The sequence below is a fragment of the Methanothrix thermoacetophila PT genome (assembly GCF_000014945.1).
Lineage (GTDB): Archaea > Halobacteriota > Methanosarcinia > Methanotrichales > Methanotrichaceae > Methanothrix_B > Methanothrix_B thermoacetophila.
Window position 1 is genome coordinate 1,474,983 of the sequence record NC_008553.1, and the last position, 16,939, is coordinate 1,491,921.

Below are 16,939 nucleotides of genomic sequence, written 5' to 3' on the forward strand. Positions count from 1 at the left end.
CCTGAAATGAAAATAAAAGCAGGGCGGAGTCTCGCCCTACAGGGTCTTCTTTATTGGATGGTTCGGATCCAGCACCTCGAGGCCGAGCTCCTGGATCGACTCAGCCTTCATGATGTCGACCATCGCCGCAGCCGGGAAGATCATCGGAGCGTTCTCGATCGGACCATATAGGTAGAAGTCAGCACCCACGATTCCGGCCACGAGGTTCGAGCCGATATCAACAGGTGCGAACGCCTCCTTGTGAGTCTTCTTCCACTTCTTCATCCAGTCCCATGCGGACGCAGCGTTGTGGAAGCCTCCGCCGACCGGCAGGCCCAGCATCGCCTTGACAGCGATGCATGCTCTGTATGTCGCTCCTGAGCCAGCTCCCAGCGGCATCGCCGCTGTGTCTATGAGAATCCTCGTTATGCCGCAGTCCTTCGCGTACTCGAGCATCCCCTTCTTGGCGCCGCCCGCCGCCTTTGTGAGTATGTCCATCTTGCCCTTAGTGCCCTTCTCCATGGCGTTGAACGCCAGGACTATCGCGGCATCCAGATCGCTCTCCTTCAGCGCCTGCAGCTCCTCATCTGTTATTGAGGCGTTGATTGAGTTGTGTATCGCCCTGTCCGCTACACCGATCTCTGTGGCGTATTTGACTCCGAAGGCACGCACCTCTGGAGCAGAGGAATCGATGAGGAAGGGGTAGTCGGAGATCTCCACGAACCAGTCGATCTCCTTCTGCATAGCCTCGTTCGTCTCTGCCACGATCTGGTTCATGCAGGTGTTCCCTGTGATCTCACTCATCTCAACCTGCTGGTTCCAGAGTTTCTCAGCAGCGTTCTTATCGAATACTCCATGCTCCGGATCGGATACTATCTTGTGCCTGGCATAGAACATAGTGCCGATGCAGCAAGTTGGGTACTCGCCAGGCTGGCCTCCGATCTTGAACTTGCCGAAGTCGAAGACCTCCTGCTTTCTATCGAACCTGAACATTCAAATCACCTTAGCCCAGTTGCCGGCATACATGAACAGTATGTACGCCAATATTATTATCAGTCCAGCACACACTCCGTAGGCAACACCCAGATCCCTGCCCACGGACTTTCCGGCTCTCATGAACTTCTCAGCCGAGTAGAACTCTATCTTCTCCTCGATCTTATCGAGACGCGCCATTATCTCCCTGTACTGGTCACGATCGACCACAGCAACAGGGACGACTGGCTTTGTATCCTTCGCCTCATCTGCCACGACTCACACCCCCATCAGCAGGAAGGGGCCCAGTACCATGGCCACAGCGAGGAAGAAGCCGATCGCAAACCCCTGCGGGGCCGCCGCGATGACGCCAGAGCTCAGCTTCGTCTCCCTGGCCAGCAGCTGCGCCTTGTACTTTATGTCGTCCACGATCTGATCGAAGAGGGGCATCGCGGGCTCTATAACAGCCGGAGTTCCCTGTCCGTAAACTATCTCATCACCTGCCATCTCAGCTCCCCCCTACCATCTTGAGTATGATCCCGAATATGGCCAGGGTCAGGGTCATTCCAACCGCGATTCCCTCTATCTTGCCCACATAAACTCCAGCCTGGAATTTATTGAGTAGGCCGTTGTTCGTAACAGCCATATCCATGGCCCGTATCCTTGAACGAACCTCCACGACCTCCGCAGCCATCGGTCTAAGGCCGGCCTCACCCTCCTCGCCTGCGCCCTCCTTGATCTCGACGATCATCGGCTCGACATCTAATGCGCCAGGGTCTTTGGCGACGAGCTCCTTTATCTTCGCGGTGATGGCACCCATATCCTCTGTGTCGATCATGTTGATCGTGGTGATCTGTTGCCTCCACCGCTCTATCGCCTCAGGCGTCAGGTTCTGGATGAATGGGATCGCACCCTTGGCCCCGACAATTCTGCCCTCCTTGTCTATTCCGCTGGCAGTGAACGCCTCTATCGCCTGCCCTGTGATGTGCCCCTTGACCTCCATGCCTGTTATGATCAGATACCTGATATTCGGATTGGAGATCACGTTGGCGACCATCTTCTCTATCCCTATGTTCTCTGTCTTGCATGGCCCGGCCAGAGCTGCACCCGCGGCTACCAGCTCTGCGTTATTGAGGTGGGAGCCGCATGTCACAACCGCAACAGGGCTCTCGGGATTGCCGACCTCGTACTCGCCGGTTATCACAGGCCAGGGCTCTGCGGGTTTCTTCTTTAGCACCATAATCAGGCACCTCCCATAGCCTTTCGGAGCATCTCAAGCTTCGCCGGATCGCTGAAGACCATGCCGATCAGCACGACAAACGAGATCACCAGACCTATGATGAAGCCGACCCAGATGTTGGTGTAAAGGCCGCCTATGAGAGAGGTCTTTCCCCTGTTCTTGTACGACTCCAGCAGCTCGTTATCCGGGACCAGCTGGTTCACCAGGTCGTCTGCGATCGCATCAAGCCTGTCAATCCTGTCCATCACCGGATCGAAGGTGTAGAGAACCACATCCTCCCTCTGCTCCGCGACCACCCCTTTAAGCGGATCGAAGAGCAGCCCCAGTTCTGGAGATATTCTGACATATCCCATCTTTTTGCCTCCTCATAGCGCGCTAGGCGGCAGCAGACCTGTTCCAACAACTGCTGCAGCATCTCTCTTGACCAGCCTGTAGTACCAGACGTAGAAGTAGTACCATGCAGCTGCACCGATTATGATTGTTATGAGCGCTGCAGCGGCGCTGAGCGTTGCCAGTGAACAGAGACCAACGGCGACGACTGCCAGAGAGCCTACCATCAGCCCGTTCACCAGTGTTCTGTCCTGCTTCTCATCCGGTCCCAGGTTCGCGTTGAACGGATGCAGGATCGCAAGGCCACCACAGATGAAGACTATCGCAAGATATCCGGTGTTGAACACCTTATCTACCAGGTCTACATATGCCAGCGATCCAGAGATCGCATAGGACCAGCCGATGATCGCCATCGCGCCCGCGCCTGAGAGGTCTGTAAGCCCCTCCTCCATTATGGGTATGCCGAATCCAAGAACCTTGTTGGCAATTGTCCCAACGATGTAGCCGAAGACCATCGCATAGACCAGAGCTATGATGACACCTGCCATCGATACGCCCAGCTGCTGCGCAGTTGAGAACCCGAACGACGCTCCGACTATACCCATGCCTAGTGCGAGCATTCCTATCGACGGGACACCGGTACCTATACCATAGCCGCAGACCCTCCGGACTGCATTGGCTCCGGTTACCGCGGCTGCCACAGCACCCACTGCAGCTAGAACCGAGAATATGTCCGTATCAAGAACACTGTTAAGCACAGCAGCGAGGTATATCCCGACGAGCGCTCCCCCAAGCCCGTAGATCCTGAGCTTCTCAGCGGGTATCGCTGCAGGTGCAGTTGGTGCGCCTCCCGCTACTGTCATTTCATGCACCTCCCGTTATTGTCACGGCCACCAGTGCCAGAATCAGGGTGGCAACCAGACATGATCTGAACGCCTTTGTCCATCTCTTGAACTTCGGATCGTGGAACCCCTCGATCGTTCCCTGGATGTTCCAGGAAGCCAGAACGGCGTTCACCAGGAATATGCCGATCGCGAAGAGGGCACTCAGAGATGGGTTATGATTTATCATCATCAGCGGGTAGTAGATCAGAGCACCGCCGAGACCGCCCATGAAGCCGCCGATCGTCCCGCTCACAAAGGAGACTGTGGGTATACCCTGCCCGACTGTGCCGGGGGCAACATACGGTGGCTGAGAGTATCCGGTGATCGGATCGTAATTGACCTTGGCTGATGCGAATGGTGCGCCCACTGCGTAAGCGTATATCCAGCCACCAACCATCATTGTGGCATCTATCATTATCATTGCTCCAACGGCTCCTGATGCCAGAATTGGCCAGATGTTATCTGTGACTGACATCATGAGACCTGCGGCCAGCAGGCCAGTGAGGCCGGATCCAGCAGCAAGCTGAACTGTGCCCGTGCCAACTCCTGTAGCCTGGGCCATTGCCGCAGGCGCGCCGCCGACCGGCACGAAGTGAACACCCACGCCCACAAGCAGGCCGCCCACGATGATCTCAAGAATGTACACTATGGTCAACGCGTCAAAGTTCATGCTGGAATATCCCCCTTGTACCCTGGATACGGACCATACTTTCTTCTCACCGAGGTCTCAACATAGTAGTTGTAGAGATTCATCAGTATCACAAAGAACAGTCCCATGCCTATTGCCAGACCGGACTGTGTCACCGGGTCGAAGACTGTTGTGCGCCAGCTATCCAGGAATACCACCAGACCGAACGCAAGACCTGTAAACGGACCTCCAAGCTTGGCACAGAACCATGCGTTGTCGATGGAGTTCCTCAACCCAGCCTCGGCCTTCCTGACAATCTGGCCCGAGAGCATCGTGTTGAGACCCTGGCCGAAGATTCTCCACTGGAACTCACGCTCGCCTCCATAATGAATATCACCCACAGAAGAACCGATCGCACCAACAGCTATTCCCCAGATCATAGCGATAACAGGCATCGGGAACGGATGATGTGGCATCAAAATCTGTGTCTGTATGTACGCTATACATGTTATGCAGAATGCCGTTATCCATGCATGTGCCATTATGGATGGTGTCGTGTAACGGACTATGTCCAGATAGATCCACTGATTGAACCTGCGCTGGCTTGCGTTCCTGCCGAAGTAAGCGCTGGTCGAGAAGACTCCATTGAAGAGCGCTGCAACTGACGCGCCTACGGCTATTGCGAAGAGCGCAGGCATTGCGAACTTTGTTATCAGCGTGTAAGCCACAACAGCAGCGGTTGTAGCCCAAAGGGCGTTCGCCGGTGGCTCGCCTGAGATGGCCTTGTTGTATATCCTGTGGGGGTTTCCGACCTGTGCAGCAAGCTGGACCTGCGAGTTTGGATTGCTCTGTGAGCCAACATCCGATTCAATATCCTCGCTGGCTCCAGCAACGGTCGCAAGGGCCCCCATAGCAGCGACGAGCCCCATGCTCAATGCGTCCATTTTTCCTCCTCCTATTCATTTTCGCCAAATCATTATGACAAATTTGGCTAATAACGCTGTCTTATCCTTTAGCCAGGCTTATAAAGGTTTCGCGAACAAAAACCATTGCTGCATATCAGAATTAAGATTCATATTATTACAAATTATATTTTGTGCGCCGGCTAATCATGACCTCTATCATCTATCCAACAAAGAAGCCATCGCTCTTATCCCTATGATAATTTTCCCTCAAATGGGTTAGCCTGGCATGCACTTCTAGCGAATGGATGTGTAGCAAGCAGCTTGCATGCATTCCAAGTTGCTAGAGATATGAAAGAGCGGAAGCCATAATGGTTTACGGGGAATGCAAGTCACCGAATTTCTGGTTGTGTTAAGAGCCCATCAGCCGAGGCATTTGGCCAGCATGAAAAATAGCTCTCGTATTCAACCTGGGACTCGTGCAATTTGTTTCTGGAGACGCCAGTTCATTCACCACAAAAACATGACTAAATCTCATGGCAAACCATCAGATGGATATGAGCGAACAGATCTTGAACCATTTTCATCCACATGGGCGACCCTGTGCGATGAGCGCTTTTTCCCATCATGACAGTGAGAATATGAAAGATGCCGGCCTCAGGGGGCCAGCATCTTGACCATGTATGCGACAATCAGGGCGAAAACGCCAAACCCCAGGATGGCCACCAGCGGAAGATATGCCATCTTCCCAGAATCCTCACCCGCAGGTGGGGTGGTCTTTTGCTCAAAACCTCGCATGTAATCAGCCACGATCTCACCTCCTGTAGATCTGAGACGCATGATATGTATTCAATCTTTTGATCTCAGGTGGGGTGCTCAAATAACCGAATGGCTCTTCTGGAGATTGCCAGGGCAGGAGATTATTCCATAAACTCAGATGTGAGTTTACCATGGTATTTGCTCAATATCGTGAGTGTGCTTGAGTTGCTGATCAAGTGAAGCCGCTATCATCAGGAGTTGTTCATCCATAAATCTGCCAAGAGGACAATTTACCTCAACTTATTGAGCATGTTCTTACCATAACGATTGTACGAACCGACCTCACCATGGCTCCTTCTTCGCCCCGATCATGTATCCGATCACATTTGCGAAGCGATGAAGTACAGGCGTGATCAGGAGAACGAGGATTATGACTGGAGAGGTGAACTGTGCATTAAACCACTCCGGGGCGAGCAGAAATGTCAGAGCCCATGCGCCCATGACAAAGTCGAGCTGATCGACGAGAAAGAACGACGCTCCACGCTTCATCCCGAGTCGTCTCTTGATGAAGCTAGCTGTCAGGTCGCCTAACATCGACCCCGCCGAGAGACCGAAGAGAACGAGAAATAACTCCATCCCATCGCCGAAACTGGGCAGACCAAACACTCCGGCGATACTGTTCTGAAGTAATCCCACGATAATTCCTCCAGCAACTCCTGCGATCGTGCCACGGATCGTCTTTCCATTTCCAAATACACGGTGCCCATCAGGAAGGCTCATCCCCATATCCAGAGGTGTGCCACCACCGAAAAGCGCCGCGAAGTTGTTGGGAACATACGCGGGCAGCATCAGCCAGATGGAGTGTACGATTATATTCATTGACTTACTCAACCAGCATCAACCGCTATATCAAAGTATCTGAGAGTGGGGTTTGGTCAGCGGAAGATCCGCTGCACTGGCACAACGTAGTATGAATCTCCGGATGCGGACTTGGATCCTGAGCATTTTGGGTTTTGGCATTCACTGGCATAACAAATCACGAGCCCTGCAAGGCAATGCAGTTCGGCTCAGCGAAACGATCATGCAAATTATATTAAATTAATATTACAAAGTCACATGCCTCTGAATCCATTGCTGTGAACGCGTATCAAAATTATGGTTGTATCTCCTCTTCAACATGACAGTCGTTTCAGTCGGATGTTATCTTCCCGTACTCCAGCTCCTCTTTTGGCACAGGAGGCTTGGTCTCATCAGGATAGCCGAATGCTATGATCGACTCCACGCGTAGATCTTCCGGAAGACCAAGAACCTCCCTCACGTACTCCTCAGAGGTCTTGCTCGCATTGTGCATCCTGTTTCTTATCTGGATCCAGCAGGATCCCAGGCCAAGGCTGTGGGCTGTGAGATGCATGATGATGGATGCTATCGAGCAGTCTTCTATCCACACATCAGACTCGCTTTCCTTAGCGCAGACGACAACCCCCAGACGGGCGTCCTTGAGAAACGACGAGCCGCTCTCCTTCGCCCGCGATAGCTCTTCAAGCGTCTTCCTGTCTCTTATGAAGAAGAACCTCCATGGATTTATTCCCCGAGATGTCGGAGATCTGAGCGCTGCCTCCTTCAAAAGCTCTACCTTCTCAGGCTCGATATCCTTTGCCTTATACCTCCTTATGCTCCTCCTGCTTCTAAGCAAGTCGATCATGCCGGATCACCTTTGTAATCATGATGAATTTCCTGGAAAAAGTTATTGTCGTGAAGATCTTCCCACAAATGATCATGTCCAGAGAGAGGGTTCTGATCTTGGGGGCAGCAGGGCGTGACTTCCACAACTTCAACGTGCTCTATCGCTCCGATACCGAACATCACGTCGTGGGGTTCACGGCCGCACAGATACCAAACATCGCATTTCGCGTTTATCCACCAGAGCTATCCGGTCCTCTGTATCCTGATGGAATACCCATCTTCCCGGAGAGCGATCTCGATAGGCTGATCGGAGAGCTGGATGTCGACAGATGCGTTCTCTCATACAGCGATCTGAGCAACCAAGAGGTCATGGAGATCGCATCCAGAGTGATCTCATGCGGCGCGGATTTCGAACTTGTGGGCAAAAGAACGATGATCCGCTCATCAAAACCGGTCGTCGCAGTGTGCGCGGTGAGGACCGGCGCAGGAAAGAGCCAGACCACCCGTTACGTGGCTGATGTGCTGAGATCACTCCATCTGAAACCAGCTGTGATCAGACATCCGATGCCGTACAGGGATTTCCGCGCAGTCCAGAGATTCTCAGCTCCCGAAGATCTGGATCCCCTGAGCATCGAAGAACGTGAGGAGTACGAATCTCACATCATGAATGGCACAGTCGTTTATTCTGGAGTGGATTGCGAGAGGGTGCTCAGAGAGGTTGAGAACGAGGCTGACATCATAGTCTGGGATGGAGGAAATAACGATCTCCCGTTTGTCAGGCCGGATCTCTGGGTAACCGTTGCGGACGCGATGCGCCCCGGGCACGAGCTCACATATTATCCTGGAAGCATCAATTTCAGATGTGCTGATATCATAGTGATAAACAAGGTGAACAGCGCCTCTGAGGACGATGTTGCGATTATAGAGAGAAACGCTGCGCGGCTCAACCCCAGGGCAAAGGTATTCAGAGCCGCCTCCGCCATAAGCGTAGAGAATCCAGATCTCATAACGGGCAGGAGGGTTCTGGTGATCGAGGATGGCCCCACCCTGACGCATGGAGGCATGCCGTCAGGAGCCGGCAGAATAGCAGCTGAGATGTACAGCGCCGCGGAGGTCGTGGATCCCAGGCCGTTCGCCGTCGGAAGTATCCGTGAGACGCTCGAGAGGTACGGTCACATCAAGGATGCCCTTCCCGCGCTCGGCTATTACCCGGAGCAGATGAAAGAGCTCGAGGAGAGCATAAACAGATGCGACTGTGACGCGGTGGTCATCGCCACGCCGGTCGACCTGCGCCGCGTGATGAGCATAAACAAACCATCGACCTCTGTCAGGTACGAGCTCATCGATCCCGAGAACATGCTCGCTGACGCGATACGCAAACACCTGAACCGGATGGGAGTGCCTGTGTAAAGCGCATGCCGCATTCTCCACGCGAGTGACCAGAGGTGCCTGGAAGAGCGCGTCACTGGGAATTCTGTAAGCGCAGGAAGCAACCAGTGGGACCAGGCAATCCGGGCGTGCTCAATCGAAAGCATTAAAAGTCTGGCATGAGACAGAATGGCGAGCGCGCCGATGGTCTAGCGGTTATGACTTGGGCCTTCCAAGCATCCCGAAGAAAGCCTACAACCCGGGTTCGAATCCCGGTCGGCGCATCACTATTTTGCAGACAATCTCCATCATCGTTGAATGCCGAACGACATTTCGCCATCTTTATATTCTAGTTGCTCAAGTTAACTGGCATGAATTCTGAGGGTGAGTTTTCAAACATCAGGGGCTTGCTGGCCGAGAAGATCGCCGGCGAGATCACGCTTTCCCAGAACCCTGGCGAGACCCTCAGAAAGTGGCGCCGGAACTTCGGGATAAGCCAGACAGAGCTCTCGAACTACCTGGGCATATCACCGAGCGTGATAAGCGATTACGAGAGCGGAAGAAGACGATCACCAGGCATACTGATCGTCAGCAAAATCATCGATGCGCTTCTCAAAATAGATGAGCTGAGAGGATGCAATGTGCTGCGCGCATACGAGAGCATGTTTGGGGATATGGTTGGTCTCAGCGCGATCTGCTCCGTATGCGAGTATGCCAGGCCGGTCACGCTTGCGGAGTTCATGGCCGAGATCGATGCGACACTTATATGCGGGAGCACGGATGTGCAGATCAACGGCTACACGATAATCGATAGCATAAAGGCGATACTGGAGCTTCTGCCTGAGCAGTTCTATAAGATATATGGTCGAAGCACTGCCAGAGCACTTATATTCACAGGTGTCACAAGGGGTAGATCGCCGCTGGTTGCAATAAGGGTTTCAAACCTGAAGCCAGGGGCGGTCATCCTCCAGGGCATAGAGGCTGAGCGCGTGGATCCGGTGGCTGTAAAGATAGCAAGGGTGGAGAACATACCCCTTCTTACCACGCTGCTCTCGCCAGAGGAGCTTTCCAGCAGCTTGAGCAGGATATGAGAGGGGATCACTTGGGCGTCGGTATAGTCAGCTATGGCGTTTACATTCCGAGATACAGGATAAAGGTCGATGAGATTGCCAGGGTCTGGGGTGAGGTGGAGGACATCGCGAGGGGGCTAAATGTCTACGAGAAGGCGGTTCCAGACCTGGATGAGGACACAGCCACAATCGCTGTTGAGGCGGCCAGAAACGCAATATCCAGGGCGAATATCGATCCGCACAGGATTGGCGCGATATACACAGGCTCCGAGAGCCACCCATACGCTGTAAAGCCGACCGGGACCATAGTCGGAGAGGCTATCGGCTGTTCTCATTCTCATACCGTCGCTGATATGGAGTTCGCCTGCAAGGCAGGCACTGCAGCTCTGCAGGCATGCATGGGTCTCGTCAGGTCGGGCATGATAGATCTGGGGCTGGCCATAGGCGCAGACGTGAGCCAAGGTGCACCTGGAGATGCTCTGGAGTACACAGCAGCTGCTGGTGGGGCAGCATATGTTGTGGGCGCCGCGGATCTGATCGCGGAGATAGAGGGCACGTACTCATTCACCACCGACACCCCGGATTTCTGGCGGAGAGAGGGCATACCGTATCCCGAGCACGGTGGGAGGTTCACAGGGGAGCCGGCGTACTTCAAGCACGTGATGTCCGCCGCGAGAGGACTGATGGAGCTGCTAGGGAAAAAACCGGAGGATTACGATTATGCCGTCTTCCATCAGCCCAACGGAAAGTTCCCCGTGAGGGTCGCGGCAAAGCTCGGATTTACAAAAGAGCAGATCGCTCCAGGGCTTGTGGTGCCCCACATAGGGAATACCTACTCCGGCTCGACCCTGATCGGCCTGGCGGCGACACTCGACCAGGCAGAGCCGGGGGAGAGCATCTTCGTCACCAGCTTCGGATCCGGCGCGGGAAGTGATGCCTTCAGCATTAGGGTCACAGAAAGGATAAATGACATCAGGGATCGCGCTCCTGGCGTGAGGGATTACATAGCAATAGCGGAGTACATCGACTACGCGAGATACGCGAAGCATAAGGGGAAGCTCAGACTATGAGATCGGTCTCCATAATAGGGATCGGATGCACGCGGTTTGGCGAGCGGTGGGGCAGCTCCCTGCGCGATCTGGTCGTGGAAACGGGAATCGCTGCGATAGAGGATGCTGGCGTTACAGGCGAGGCAATAGACGCGCTCTACATCGGAAACATGAGCGGTGGCAGATTTGTGGAGCAGGAGCACATAGGCGCTCTGATTGCAGACTACGCAGGTCTCTCAAGGCTGCACATACCATCGACAAGAGTGGAGGCTGCATGTGCGTCCGGTGGCCTTGCGCTCCGTGAGGCGTTCCTGGCAGTCGCCAGCGGCTACGCAGACATAGTTATAGCAGCCGGCGTTGAGAAGATGACCGATGTCTCAAGTGGTGTCGCGGCGGATGCCCTTGCTGCAGCTGCTGACAGAGAATGGGAGTGCTTCTTTGGCGCGACATTTCCTGCGCTCTATGCGATGATCGCGAGGCTTCACATGCGAAGGTATGGCACGACAAGAGAGCAGCTCGCGCAGGTGGCTGTGAAGAACCATCACCATGGACATATGAATCCGATAGCTCAGTACCATACAGAGATAAAAGTGGACGATGTCATCAACTCCCCGCTGGTCGCAGATCCTCTCAGAATACTGGACTGCTCGCCGATAACCGATGGAGCGGCTGCGGTTGTTCTGGCACCCACAGATATCGCATCAAGGTACTCTGACACACCCATCAGGATCCTTGCGAGCGCGCAGGCGAGCGACAGCCTCGCGCTTCATGATCGTAGAGACATAACGACGCTGGATGCGACGGTCTATGCGGCGAAGAAGGCGTTCGCTCAGGCGCGGTTAACTCCAGCTGATATAGACATAGCAGAGGTTCATGACTGCTTCACCATAGGAGAGATACTCGCCATTGAGGACCTCGGGTTCTTCCCCAAGGGAGAGGGGGGGATTGCGACAGAGGAGGGGAGGACTTCAATAGGAGGCGATGTCGCAGTCAACACCTCTGGGGGGCTGAAGGCGTGTGGCCATCCGGTGGGCGCCACGGGCATAAAGCAGGCGTATGAGATCGTGCTCCAGCTGAGGGGCGAGGCGGGCAAACGTCAGGTGAGTGACGCTGAGATCGGTCTGACTCACAACGTTGGCGGCTCCGGAGGAACTGCACTGGTGCACATACTCTCGAGGTGATACCACGACGACAAATGCTCCGAGGTTCTGGAGGTGCATACCCCAGAGGTACAACCTGATAGGAACGCACTGCAAGAGCTGTGGTGAGTACTATTTCCCTCCCAGGACGCTATGTCCGAACTGCAGGAGGACAGGCCAGATGGAGGAGCACAGCTTCAGGGGTACAGGCACTGTGATCACATACACCACGATATACAGCGGAACAGAAGACTTTGAGAGGCTCACTCCATACAATTTAGCGATAATCCAGCTCGACGAGGGGCCGAAGCTCACAGGACAGGTCGTTTGCTCGCCTGAGAAGATGAAAATAGGCATGCGGGTCAGGCCTGTTTTCAGGATACTCGGAAAGGAGGGGGAGAGGGGCATAATATACTACGGCACGAAGTTCGCCCCTGCGGAGGATGCTCCTTAGGATGGTGCGATCAGGAAGACCCGCTCTTCAGCGGGTTCGCCAGAATCGCCCAGAGACGCTTTTGGCACGCTGTATCCACATGATTAGATACTTATTGTAGAAGCCCGTATAAGTTCTGGTTCAGCTTTCAGGGGGATTCAACGGTTTTGAGCGAGACGATGTATGATGCGAGTCATATCAAGGTGATGGAGGGGCTTGAGGCGGTCAGGCACAGGCCCTCGATGTACATAGGATCCACAGATGTACATGGATTGCACCATCTTGTTTATGAAGTGGTCGATAACAGTGTTGATGAGGCGATGGCCGGTTACTGCAAGGAGATATCCGTGGTCATCCATGGAGACGGCTCGGTCTCAGTAAAGGATGATGGTCGTGGCATTCCTGTCGATATTCATCCGCAGTACAACCGGCCTGCTGTGGAGATAGTCATGACCGTGCTCCACGCTGGTGGGAAGTTTGACCACGATACGTATCACGTCTCTGGCGGGCTGCATGGCGTCGGAGTATCTGTTGTCAACGCCCTCTCAGAGTGGCTTGAGGTTGAGGTCAGCCGAGAGGGAAGGGTATACAGGCAGAGATACGAGCGCGGCAGGCCCGTATCAGATCTCCAGGAGACAGGCGTTTCTGAGAATACCGGAACCACCGTGAGGTTCAAGCCCGATCCCGAGATCTTTGAGGTCACCGACTTCAGCTTTGACGTTCTTTCATCACGCCTCAGAGAGCTCGCATTTCTGAACCGCGGTCTTAAGATCAGCATAACTGATGAGAGGTCAGGCAGGAGCAAGACGTTCCATTATGATGGGGGAATAATCTCCTTCGTCCAGTACCTGAATAAATCCAAGGAGGTGCTGCATCCAAACCCGATATACTTCTCCAGGGTGCGGGATGATGTATCGGTGGAGGTGGCGATGCAGTACAACACGAGCTACAACGAGTCTGTGTTCACCTTCGCGAACAACATAAACACCCGGGAGGGGGGAACGCACCTCTCAGGTTTCAGAGCAGCGCTGACAAAAACGGTAAACGATTTTGTCAGGGAGAAGAAGCTTCTGAAGGGGGATGCAAAGCTCACAGGTGATGACCTCAGGGAGGGGCTGGTCGCTGTGGTCAGCGTTCGGCTCCCCGATCCGCAGTTCGAGGGTCAGACCAAGACGAGGCTGGGGAACAGCGCGGTTCGTGGCCTAGTTGAATCCCTCGTGTCCGAGGGGCTGATGGAGTACTTCGAGCTGAATCCGCAGGTGGCCGAGGCGATCGTGGAGAAGGCGACAGAGGCGATGCGCGCCCGCGAGGCCGCCAGGAAGGCAAAAGAGATCACGAGGCGGAAGACCGCGCTGACATCATCAGGGCTCCCGGGAAAGCTAGCAGACTGCGTGGAGCGCGATCCCGCAAAGAGCGAGCTGTACATCGTAGAGGGGGAGTCGGCGGGTGGTTCTGCGAAGCAGGGCAGGAATAGACACTTCCAGGCAGTCCTGCCGCTCAGAGGTAAGATTCTGAATGTGGAGCGCGCGAGACTCGACAAGATGCTCAAGAACGAGGAGATCAGGAACCTCATAACAGCCCTCGGCACCGGCATAGGTGATGATTTCGATATAACAAAAGCCAGGTACCACAAGATCATCATAATGACAGATGCTGATGTTGATGGATCCCACATACGCACGCTTCTCCTCACGTTCTTTTACAGATACATGCAGCCTCTGATAGAAGCTGGCTACGTCTACATCGCCCAGCCGCCGCTGTACCAGGTCAGAAAGGGGAAGAGCGTGAAGTACGCGTACTCAGATGAGGAGCTCGCAAAGCTTCTGGAAGATGGCAAGGCTGTGGTCCAGCGGTACAAGGGCCTGGGCGAGATGAACCCTGAGCAGCTATGGGAGACCACGATGAATCCAGAGAAGAGGACACTCCTCAGGGTGACGCTGAAGGATGCAGTCGAGGCTGATGAGATCTTCTCCGTACTGATGGGGGAGCAGGTCGAGCCGAGAAGGGTCTTCATAGAGACGCATGCGAGAGAAGTGAGAAACCTGGACGTGTGATTCATGGCAGAGATAGATGTCGATGTAACAGAGGAGATGAAATCCTCCTACATAGATTACGCGATGAGCGTGATCGTCGGGCGGGCTCTTCCCGATGTCAGGGATGGCCTGAAGCCGGTCCACAGGCGCATCCTCTACGCCATGTACGAGCAGGGCGTGACATTCGATCAGCCGTACAAGAAGTCCGCCCGCATCGTCGGTGACGTGATGGGTAAATATCACCCGCATGGCGATGTGGCGATCTACGACACCATGGTCAGGATGGCACAGGACTTCTCGATGCGCTACACCCTTATAGATGGGCAGGGGAACTTCGGCTCGGTCGATGGAGATCCGCCAGCTGCGATGCGTTACACAGAGGTTCGGCTCTCGAAGATCGCGGGCGAGATGCTCGCAGATATCGAGAAGGATACTGTGGATTTTGTCCCGAACTACGACGGTTCCCTCAAAGAACCGACCGTGCTCCCGTCCAGGCTCCCGAACCTTCTCGTCAACGGATCCACAGGCATAGCTGTCGGAATGGCGACGAACATCCCGCCCCACAACCTCCGGGAGGTCGTGTACGCGCTCATTCACCTGATCGAGAACCCTGATGCATCTGTAACGGATCTCATGAACTTCATAAGGGGCCCGGATTTCCCCACCGGAGGATACATAGTGGGGAGAAGCGGTATAGAGAGCGCGTATTCCACAGGCAGAGGTACGATAACGATCAGAGCCAGATCCGAGATAGAGGAGGGGCGAAGGGGCTCGAGGATAATATTCACAGAGCTCCCCTATCAGGTCAACAAGGCGAAGGTCGTTGAGGATATCGCAGAGCTGGTCAAGGCCGGAAGGGTGGATGGGATCTCAGAGATCAGGGATGAATCTGACAGAGAAGGAATAAGGCTGGTCGTGGAGCTGAAGCAGGGCGTGAATCCTCAGGTGGTCCTGAACCAGCTCCACAAGCACACACAGCTCGAGACCACCTACGGGATAATAAACCTCGTCCTCGTCGATGGACAGCCCAGAACCCTGACGCTGAAGGAGACGCTGGAGCAATACATCAACTACAGGGCTGAAGTGATCGAGAGGAGGACCCGCTTCGAGCTCGAACAGGCGGAGAAAAGAGCTCATATCCTCGCGGGAATTCTGATCGCCCTCAGAGATATAGATGAAGTCATAGCCCTGATAAGGGGCTCGCCCTCGCCCTCCGATGCCAGAAATCTGCTCATGAATAGGTTTGGTCTCAGTGAGGAGCAGGCAAGGGCGATTCTGGATATGAGGTTGCAGCGTTTGACTGGCCTGGAGCAGGAGAAGGTCGCATCCGAAGCAAGAGAACTCGAGTCCACGATCGCAAGATTGAAGGGGATACTCGCGAGCAGGACGGAGGTCCTCGATATAATTAAAAATGAACTGAGGGAGCTCGACGAGATCTACGGCGATGATAGAAGGACGGAGATACTGGAGTCCGTGGAGTCGGTCAGACCCGAGGACCTCATCCAGGATGAGGAGGTCGCCGTAATAATAACAAACAACGGCTACATCAAACGTCAGCCACTCTCTGTGTACAGAATGCAGAGAAGAGGGGGAAAGGGGAGCATTGGGGCCGAGACGAAGAGTGAGGATTTCGTCACGGATATATTCACGGCATCAACGCTTGATTACCTCATGATCTTCACAGACAGGGGCAAGGCCCACTGGCTGAGGGTCTATGAGATACCGATGGTCTCCAAGGTAGCCAGAGGCAGACCGATAGCCAGTCTCCTCCAGCTTGAGGAGAATGAGAGGATAACCGAGGCGATTCCTGTCGAGAGCTTCGGCACAGATGAATACATCGTGCTCGCAACACGTAACGGAAGCATTGTGAAGACTCCGCTGAGGGCGTTCAGCAACCCGAGGAGGGGCGGGATCAAGGCAGTCAACCTCCGCGGCGACTCTCTTGTGGCTGCCAGGCTCACAGACGGCTCGCGTGAGCTGATAGTCGCCACAAAGAAGGGCAAGGCGATAAGGTTCCACGAGAGTGATGTGAGGTCGAGCGGAAGGGGATCTATGGGTGTGAAGGCGATAAATCTCTCAGAGGGGGATGAGCTGATCTCCATGGACGTTGTGAAAGAGGGCGAGACACTCTTCACCATTACAACCCAGGGATACGGTAAGAGGACGGAGCTGAGCGAGTATCCGCTCCAGAGGCGCGGCGGCAAAGGGGTCAAGAACATAGACACACGGAGAGGGGACGTGGTGGCCGCAATCACAGTGTCAGACGACGACGGACTCCTGATAACCACAAAAGAAGGGGTTATGATAAGGATAGCTGCATCAGATGTGAGAGTGCAGGGAAGGGCAACACAGGGCGTGAAGATCATGGACGTAAAGCCCGGAGATGAGATTTCGGATGTGGCGAGGGTCGATTAGGGGCTGCGGGAATGCCGATGGCAAGTAGCAGTGCGCAAACTCCAATCTTCATATG

At 54.4% G+C, this 16,939-nt stretch carries 18 protein-coding genes and 1 tRNA gene; 8 read left to right on the top strand and 11 right to left on the bottom strand.

Annotated elements, in window-relative coordinates:
- Positions 1–36: 36 nt before the first annotated feature.
- The 11 genes from mtrH to MTHE_RS07235 form a co-directional block, all read right to left on the bottom strand.
- A complete protein-coding gene (mtrH, locus tag MTHE_RS07185; RefSeq protein WP_011696545.1) occupies positions 37–972 on the bottom strand; it encodes a tetrahydromethanopterin S-methyltransferase subunit H in 936 nt (311 codons plus the stop codon).
- Positions 973–1,227 carry a tetrahydromethanopterin S-methyltransferase subunit MtrG gene (mtrG, locus tag MTHE_RS07190; protein WP_011696546.1) on the bottom strand — a complete coding sequence of 85 codons (255 nt, stop codon included), beginning with the start codon at positions 1,225–1,227 and terminating at the stop codon, positions 973–975.
- Positions 1,228–1,230: 3 nt separating this feature from the next.
- Positions 1,231–1,458, bottom strand: a complete 228-nt coding sequence (locus tag MTHE_RS07195; protein WP_011696547.1) for a tetrahydromethanopterin S-methyltransferase subunit F — start codon at positions 1,456–1,458, stop codon at positions 1,231–1,233.
- A gap of 1 nt (position 1,459) precedes the next feature.
- Entirely contained in the window at positions 1,460–2,191 is a 732-nt protein-coding gene (gene mtrA / locus MTHE_RS07200; protein WP_011696548.1) for a tetrahydromethanopterin S-methyltransferase subunit A, read from the bottom strand.
- Between the two features lie 2 nt (positions 2,192–2,193).
- Complete coding sequence (locus tag MTHE_RS07205) at positions 2,194–2,544, bottom strand: tetrahydromethanopterin S-methyltransferase subunit B (RefSeq protein ID WP_011696549.1); 351 nt, start codon at positions 2,542–2,544, stop codon at positions 2,194–2,196.
- A gap of 12 nt (positions 2,545–2,556) precedes the next feature.
- Positions 2,557–3,384: a tetrahydromethanopterin S-methyltransferase subunit MtrC gene (gene mtrC / locus MTHE_RS07210; protein WP_011696550.1), complete on the bottom strand. Its 828-nt coding sequence runs from the start codon at positions 3,382–3,384 to the stop codon at positions 2,557–2,559.
- 1 nt (position 3,385) lies between these two features.
- Positions 3,386–4,075, bottom strand: coding sequence for a tetrahydromethanopterin S-methyltransferase subunit D (gene mtrD, locus MTHE_RS07215; RefSeq protein ID WP_011696551.1), 690 nt, complete (start codon positions 4,073–4,075; stop codon positions 3,386–3,388).
- The gene (gene mtrE / locus MTHE_RS07220) at positions 4,072–4,977 is read right to left on the bottom strand and encodes a tetrahydromethanopterin S-methyltransferase subunit E (RefSeq protein ID WP_011696552.1); all 906 of its coding nucleotides are present in this window, start codon (positions 4,975–4,977) and stop codon (positions 4,072–4,074) included. The genes mtrD and mtrE overlap by 4 nt, the downstream gene beginning before the upstream one ends.
- Before the next feature lie 615 nt (positions 4,978–5,592).
- Positions 5,593–5,775 (bottom strand): hypothetical protein, encoded by a 183-nt coding sequence (locus MTHE_RS07225; RefSeq protein ID WP_175265906.1) that lies wholly within the window; start codon positions 5,773–5,775, stop codon positions 5,593–5,595.
- 261 nt (positions 5,776–6,036) lie between these two features.
- Complete coding sequence (locus MTHE_RS07230; protein WP_011696553.1) at positions 6,037–6,573, bottom strand: CDP-2,3-bis-(O-geranylgeranyl)-sn-glycerol synthase; 537 nt, start codon at positions 6,571–6,573, stop codon at positions 6,037–6,039.
- A 310-nt stretch (positions 6,574–6,883) separates the two neighbouring features.
- Positions 6,884–7,396: a nitroreductase family protein gene (locus MTHE_RS07235; protein WP_011696554.1), complete on the bottom strand. Its 513-nt coding sequence runs from the start codon at positions 7,394–7,396 to the stop codon at positions 6,884–6,886.
- A 74-nt stretch (positions 7,397–7,470) separates the two neighbouring features.
- Between MTHE_RS07235 and MTHE_RS07240 the strand changes: the two genes are divergently transcribed.
- The 8 genes from MTHE_RS07240 to gyrA all read left to right on the top strand — a co-directional run bounded on the left by MTHE_RS07240 (position 7,471) and on the right by gyrA (position 16,884).
- On the top strand, positions 7,471–8,787 hold the full coding sequence (locus tag MTHE_RS07240; RefSeq protein WP_175265907.1) for a cyclic 2,3-diphosphoglycerate synthase: 1,317 nt from the start codon (positions 7,471–7,473) through the stop codon (positions 8,785–8,787).
- Positions 8,788–8,943: 156 nt separating this feature from the next.
- Positions 8,944–9,029: transfer RNA gene (locus MTHE_RS07245), tRNA-Gly, on the top strand.
- Positions 9,030–9,116: 87 nt separating this feature from the next.
- Positions 9,117–9,836 carry a helix-turn-helix domain-containing protein gene (locus MTHE_RS07250; RefSeq protein ID WP_011696556.1) on the top strand — a complete coding sequence of 240 codons (720 nt, stop codon included), beginning with the start codon at positions 9,117–9,119 and terminating at the stop codon, positions 9,834–9,836.
- 11 nt (positions 9,837–9,847) lie between these two features.
- The gene (locus MTHE_RS07255; RefSeq protein WP_011696557.1) at positions 9,848–10,885 is read left to right on the top strand and encodes a hydroxymethylglutaryl-CoA synthase; all 1,038 of its coding nucleotides are present in this window, start codon (positions 9,848–9,850) and stop codon (positions 10,883–10,885) included.
- The gene (locus MTHE_RS07260) at positions 10,882–12,045 is read left to right on the top strand and encodes a thiolase domain-containing protein (protein WP_011696558.1); all 1,164 of its coding nucleotides are present in this window, start codon (positions 10,882–10,884) and stop codon (positions 12,043–12,045) included. The genes MTHE_RS07255 and MTHE_RS07260 overlap by 4 nt, the downstream gene beginning before the upstream one ends.
- The gene (locus MTHE_RS07265; RefSeq protein WP_011696559.1) at positions 11,999–12,457 is read left to right on the top strand and encodes a Zn-ribbon domain-containing OB-fold protein; all 459 of its coding nucleotides are present in this window, start codon (positions 11,999–12,001) and stop codon (positions 12,455–12,457) included. Before MTHE_RS07260 ends, MTHE_RS07265 begins: the two co-directional genes overlap by 47 nt.
- A gap of 158 nt (positions 12,458–12,615) precedes the next feature.
- Complete coding sequence (gyrB, locus tag MTHE_RS07270; RefSeq protein WP_175266074.1) at positions 12,616–14,490, top strand: DNA topoisomerase (ATP-hydrolyzing) subunit B; 1,875 nt, start codon at positions 12,616–12,618, stop codon at positions 14,488–14,490.
- Positions 14,491–14,493: 3 nt separating this feature from the next.
- Positions 14,494–16,884, top strand: coding sequence for a DNA gyrase subunit A (gene gyrA, locus MTHE_RS07275; protein WP_011696561.1), 2,391 nt, complete (start codon positions 14,494–14,496; stop codon positions 16,882–16,884).
- Positions 16,885–16,939 lie beyond the last annotated feature (55 nt).

Bases quoted from the DNA above. Each gene is read 5' to 3' on its own strand.
- mtrC (WP_011696550.1), bottom strand. From the start codon at position 3,384: ATGACAGTAGCGGGAGGCGCACCAACTGCACCTGCAGCGATACCCGCT.
- mtrE (WP_011696552.1), bottom strand. From the start codon at position 4,977: ATGGACGCATTGAGCATGGGGCTCGTCGCTGCTATGGGGGCCCTTGCG.
- MTHE_RS07235 (WP_011696554.1), bottom strand. From the start codon at position 7,396: ATGATCGACTTGCTTAGAAGCAGGAGGAGCATAAGGAGGTATAAGGCA.
- gyrB (WP_175266074.1), top strand. From the start codon at position 12,616: ATGTATGATGCGAGTCATATCAAGGTGATGGAGGGGCTTGAGGCGGTC.
- mtrD (WP_011696551.1), bottom strand. From the start codon at position 4,075: ATGAACTTTGACGCGTTGACCATAGTGTACATTCTTGAGATCATCGTG.
- MTHE_RS07195 (WP_011696547.1), bottom strand. From the start codon at position 1,458: ATGGCAGGTGATGAGATAGTTTACGGACAGGGAACTCCGGCTGTTATA.
- gyrA (WP_011696561.1), top strand. From the start codon at position 14,494: ATGGCAGAGATAGATGTCGATGTAACAGAGGAGATGAAATCCTCCTAC.
- MTHE_RS07230 (WP_011696553.1), bottom strand. From the start codon at position 6,573: ATGAATATAATCGTACACTCCATCTGGCTGATGCTGCCCGCGTATGTT.
- MTHE_RS07260 (WP_011696558.1), top strand. From the start codon at position 10,882: ATGAGATCGGTCTCCATAATAGGGATCGGATGCACGCGGTTTGGCGAG.
- mtrH (WP_011696545.1), bottom strand. From the start codon at position 972: ATGTTCAGGTTCGATAGAAAGCAGGAGGTCTTCGACTTCGGCAAGTTC.
- MTHE_RS07225 (WP_175265906.1), bottom strand. From the start codon at position 5,775: ATGCGTCTCAGATCTACAGGAGGTGAGATCGTGGCTGATTACATGCGA.
- MTHE_RS07205 (WP_011696549.1), bottom strand. From the start codon at position 2,544: ATGGGATATGTCAGAATATCTCCAGAACTGGGGCTGCTCTTCGATCCG.
- MTHE_RS07240 (WP_175265907.1), top strand. From the start codon at position 7,471: ATGTCCAGAGAGAGGGTTCTGATCTTGGGGGCAGCAGGGCGTGACTTC.
- mtrA (WP_011696548.1), bottom strand. From the start codon at position 2,191: ATGGTGCTAAAGAAGAAACCCGCAGAGCCCTGGCCTGTGATAACCGGC.
- MTHE_RS07250 (WP_011696556.1), top strand. From the start codon at position 9,117: ATGAATTCTGAGGGTGAGTTTTCAAACATCAGGGGCTTGCTGGCCGAG.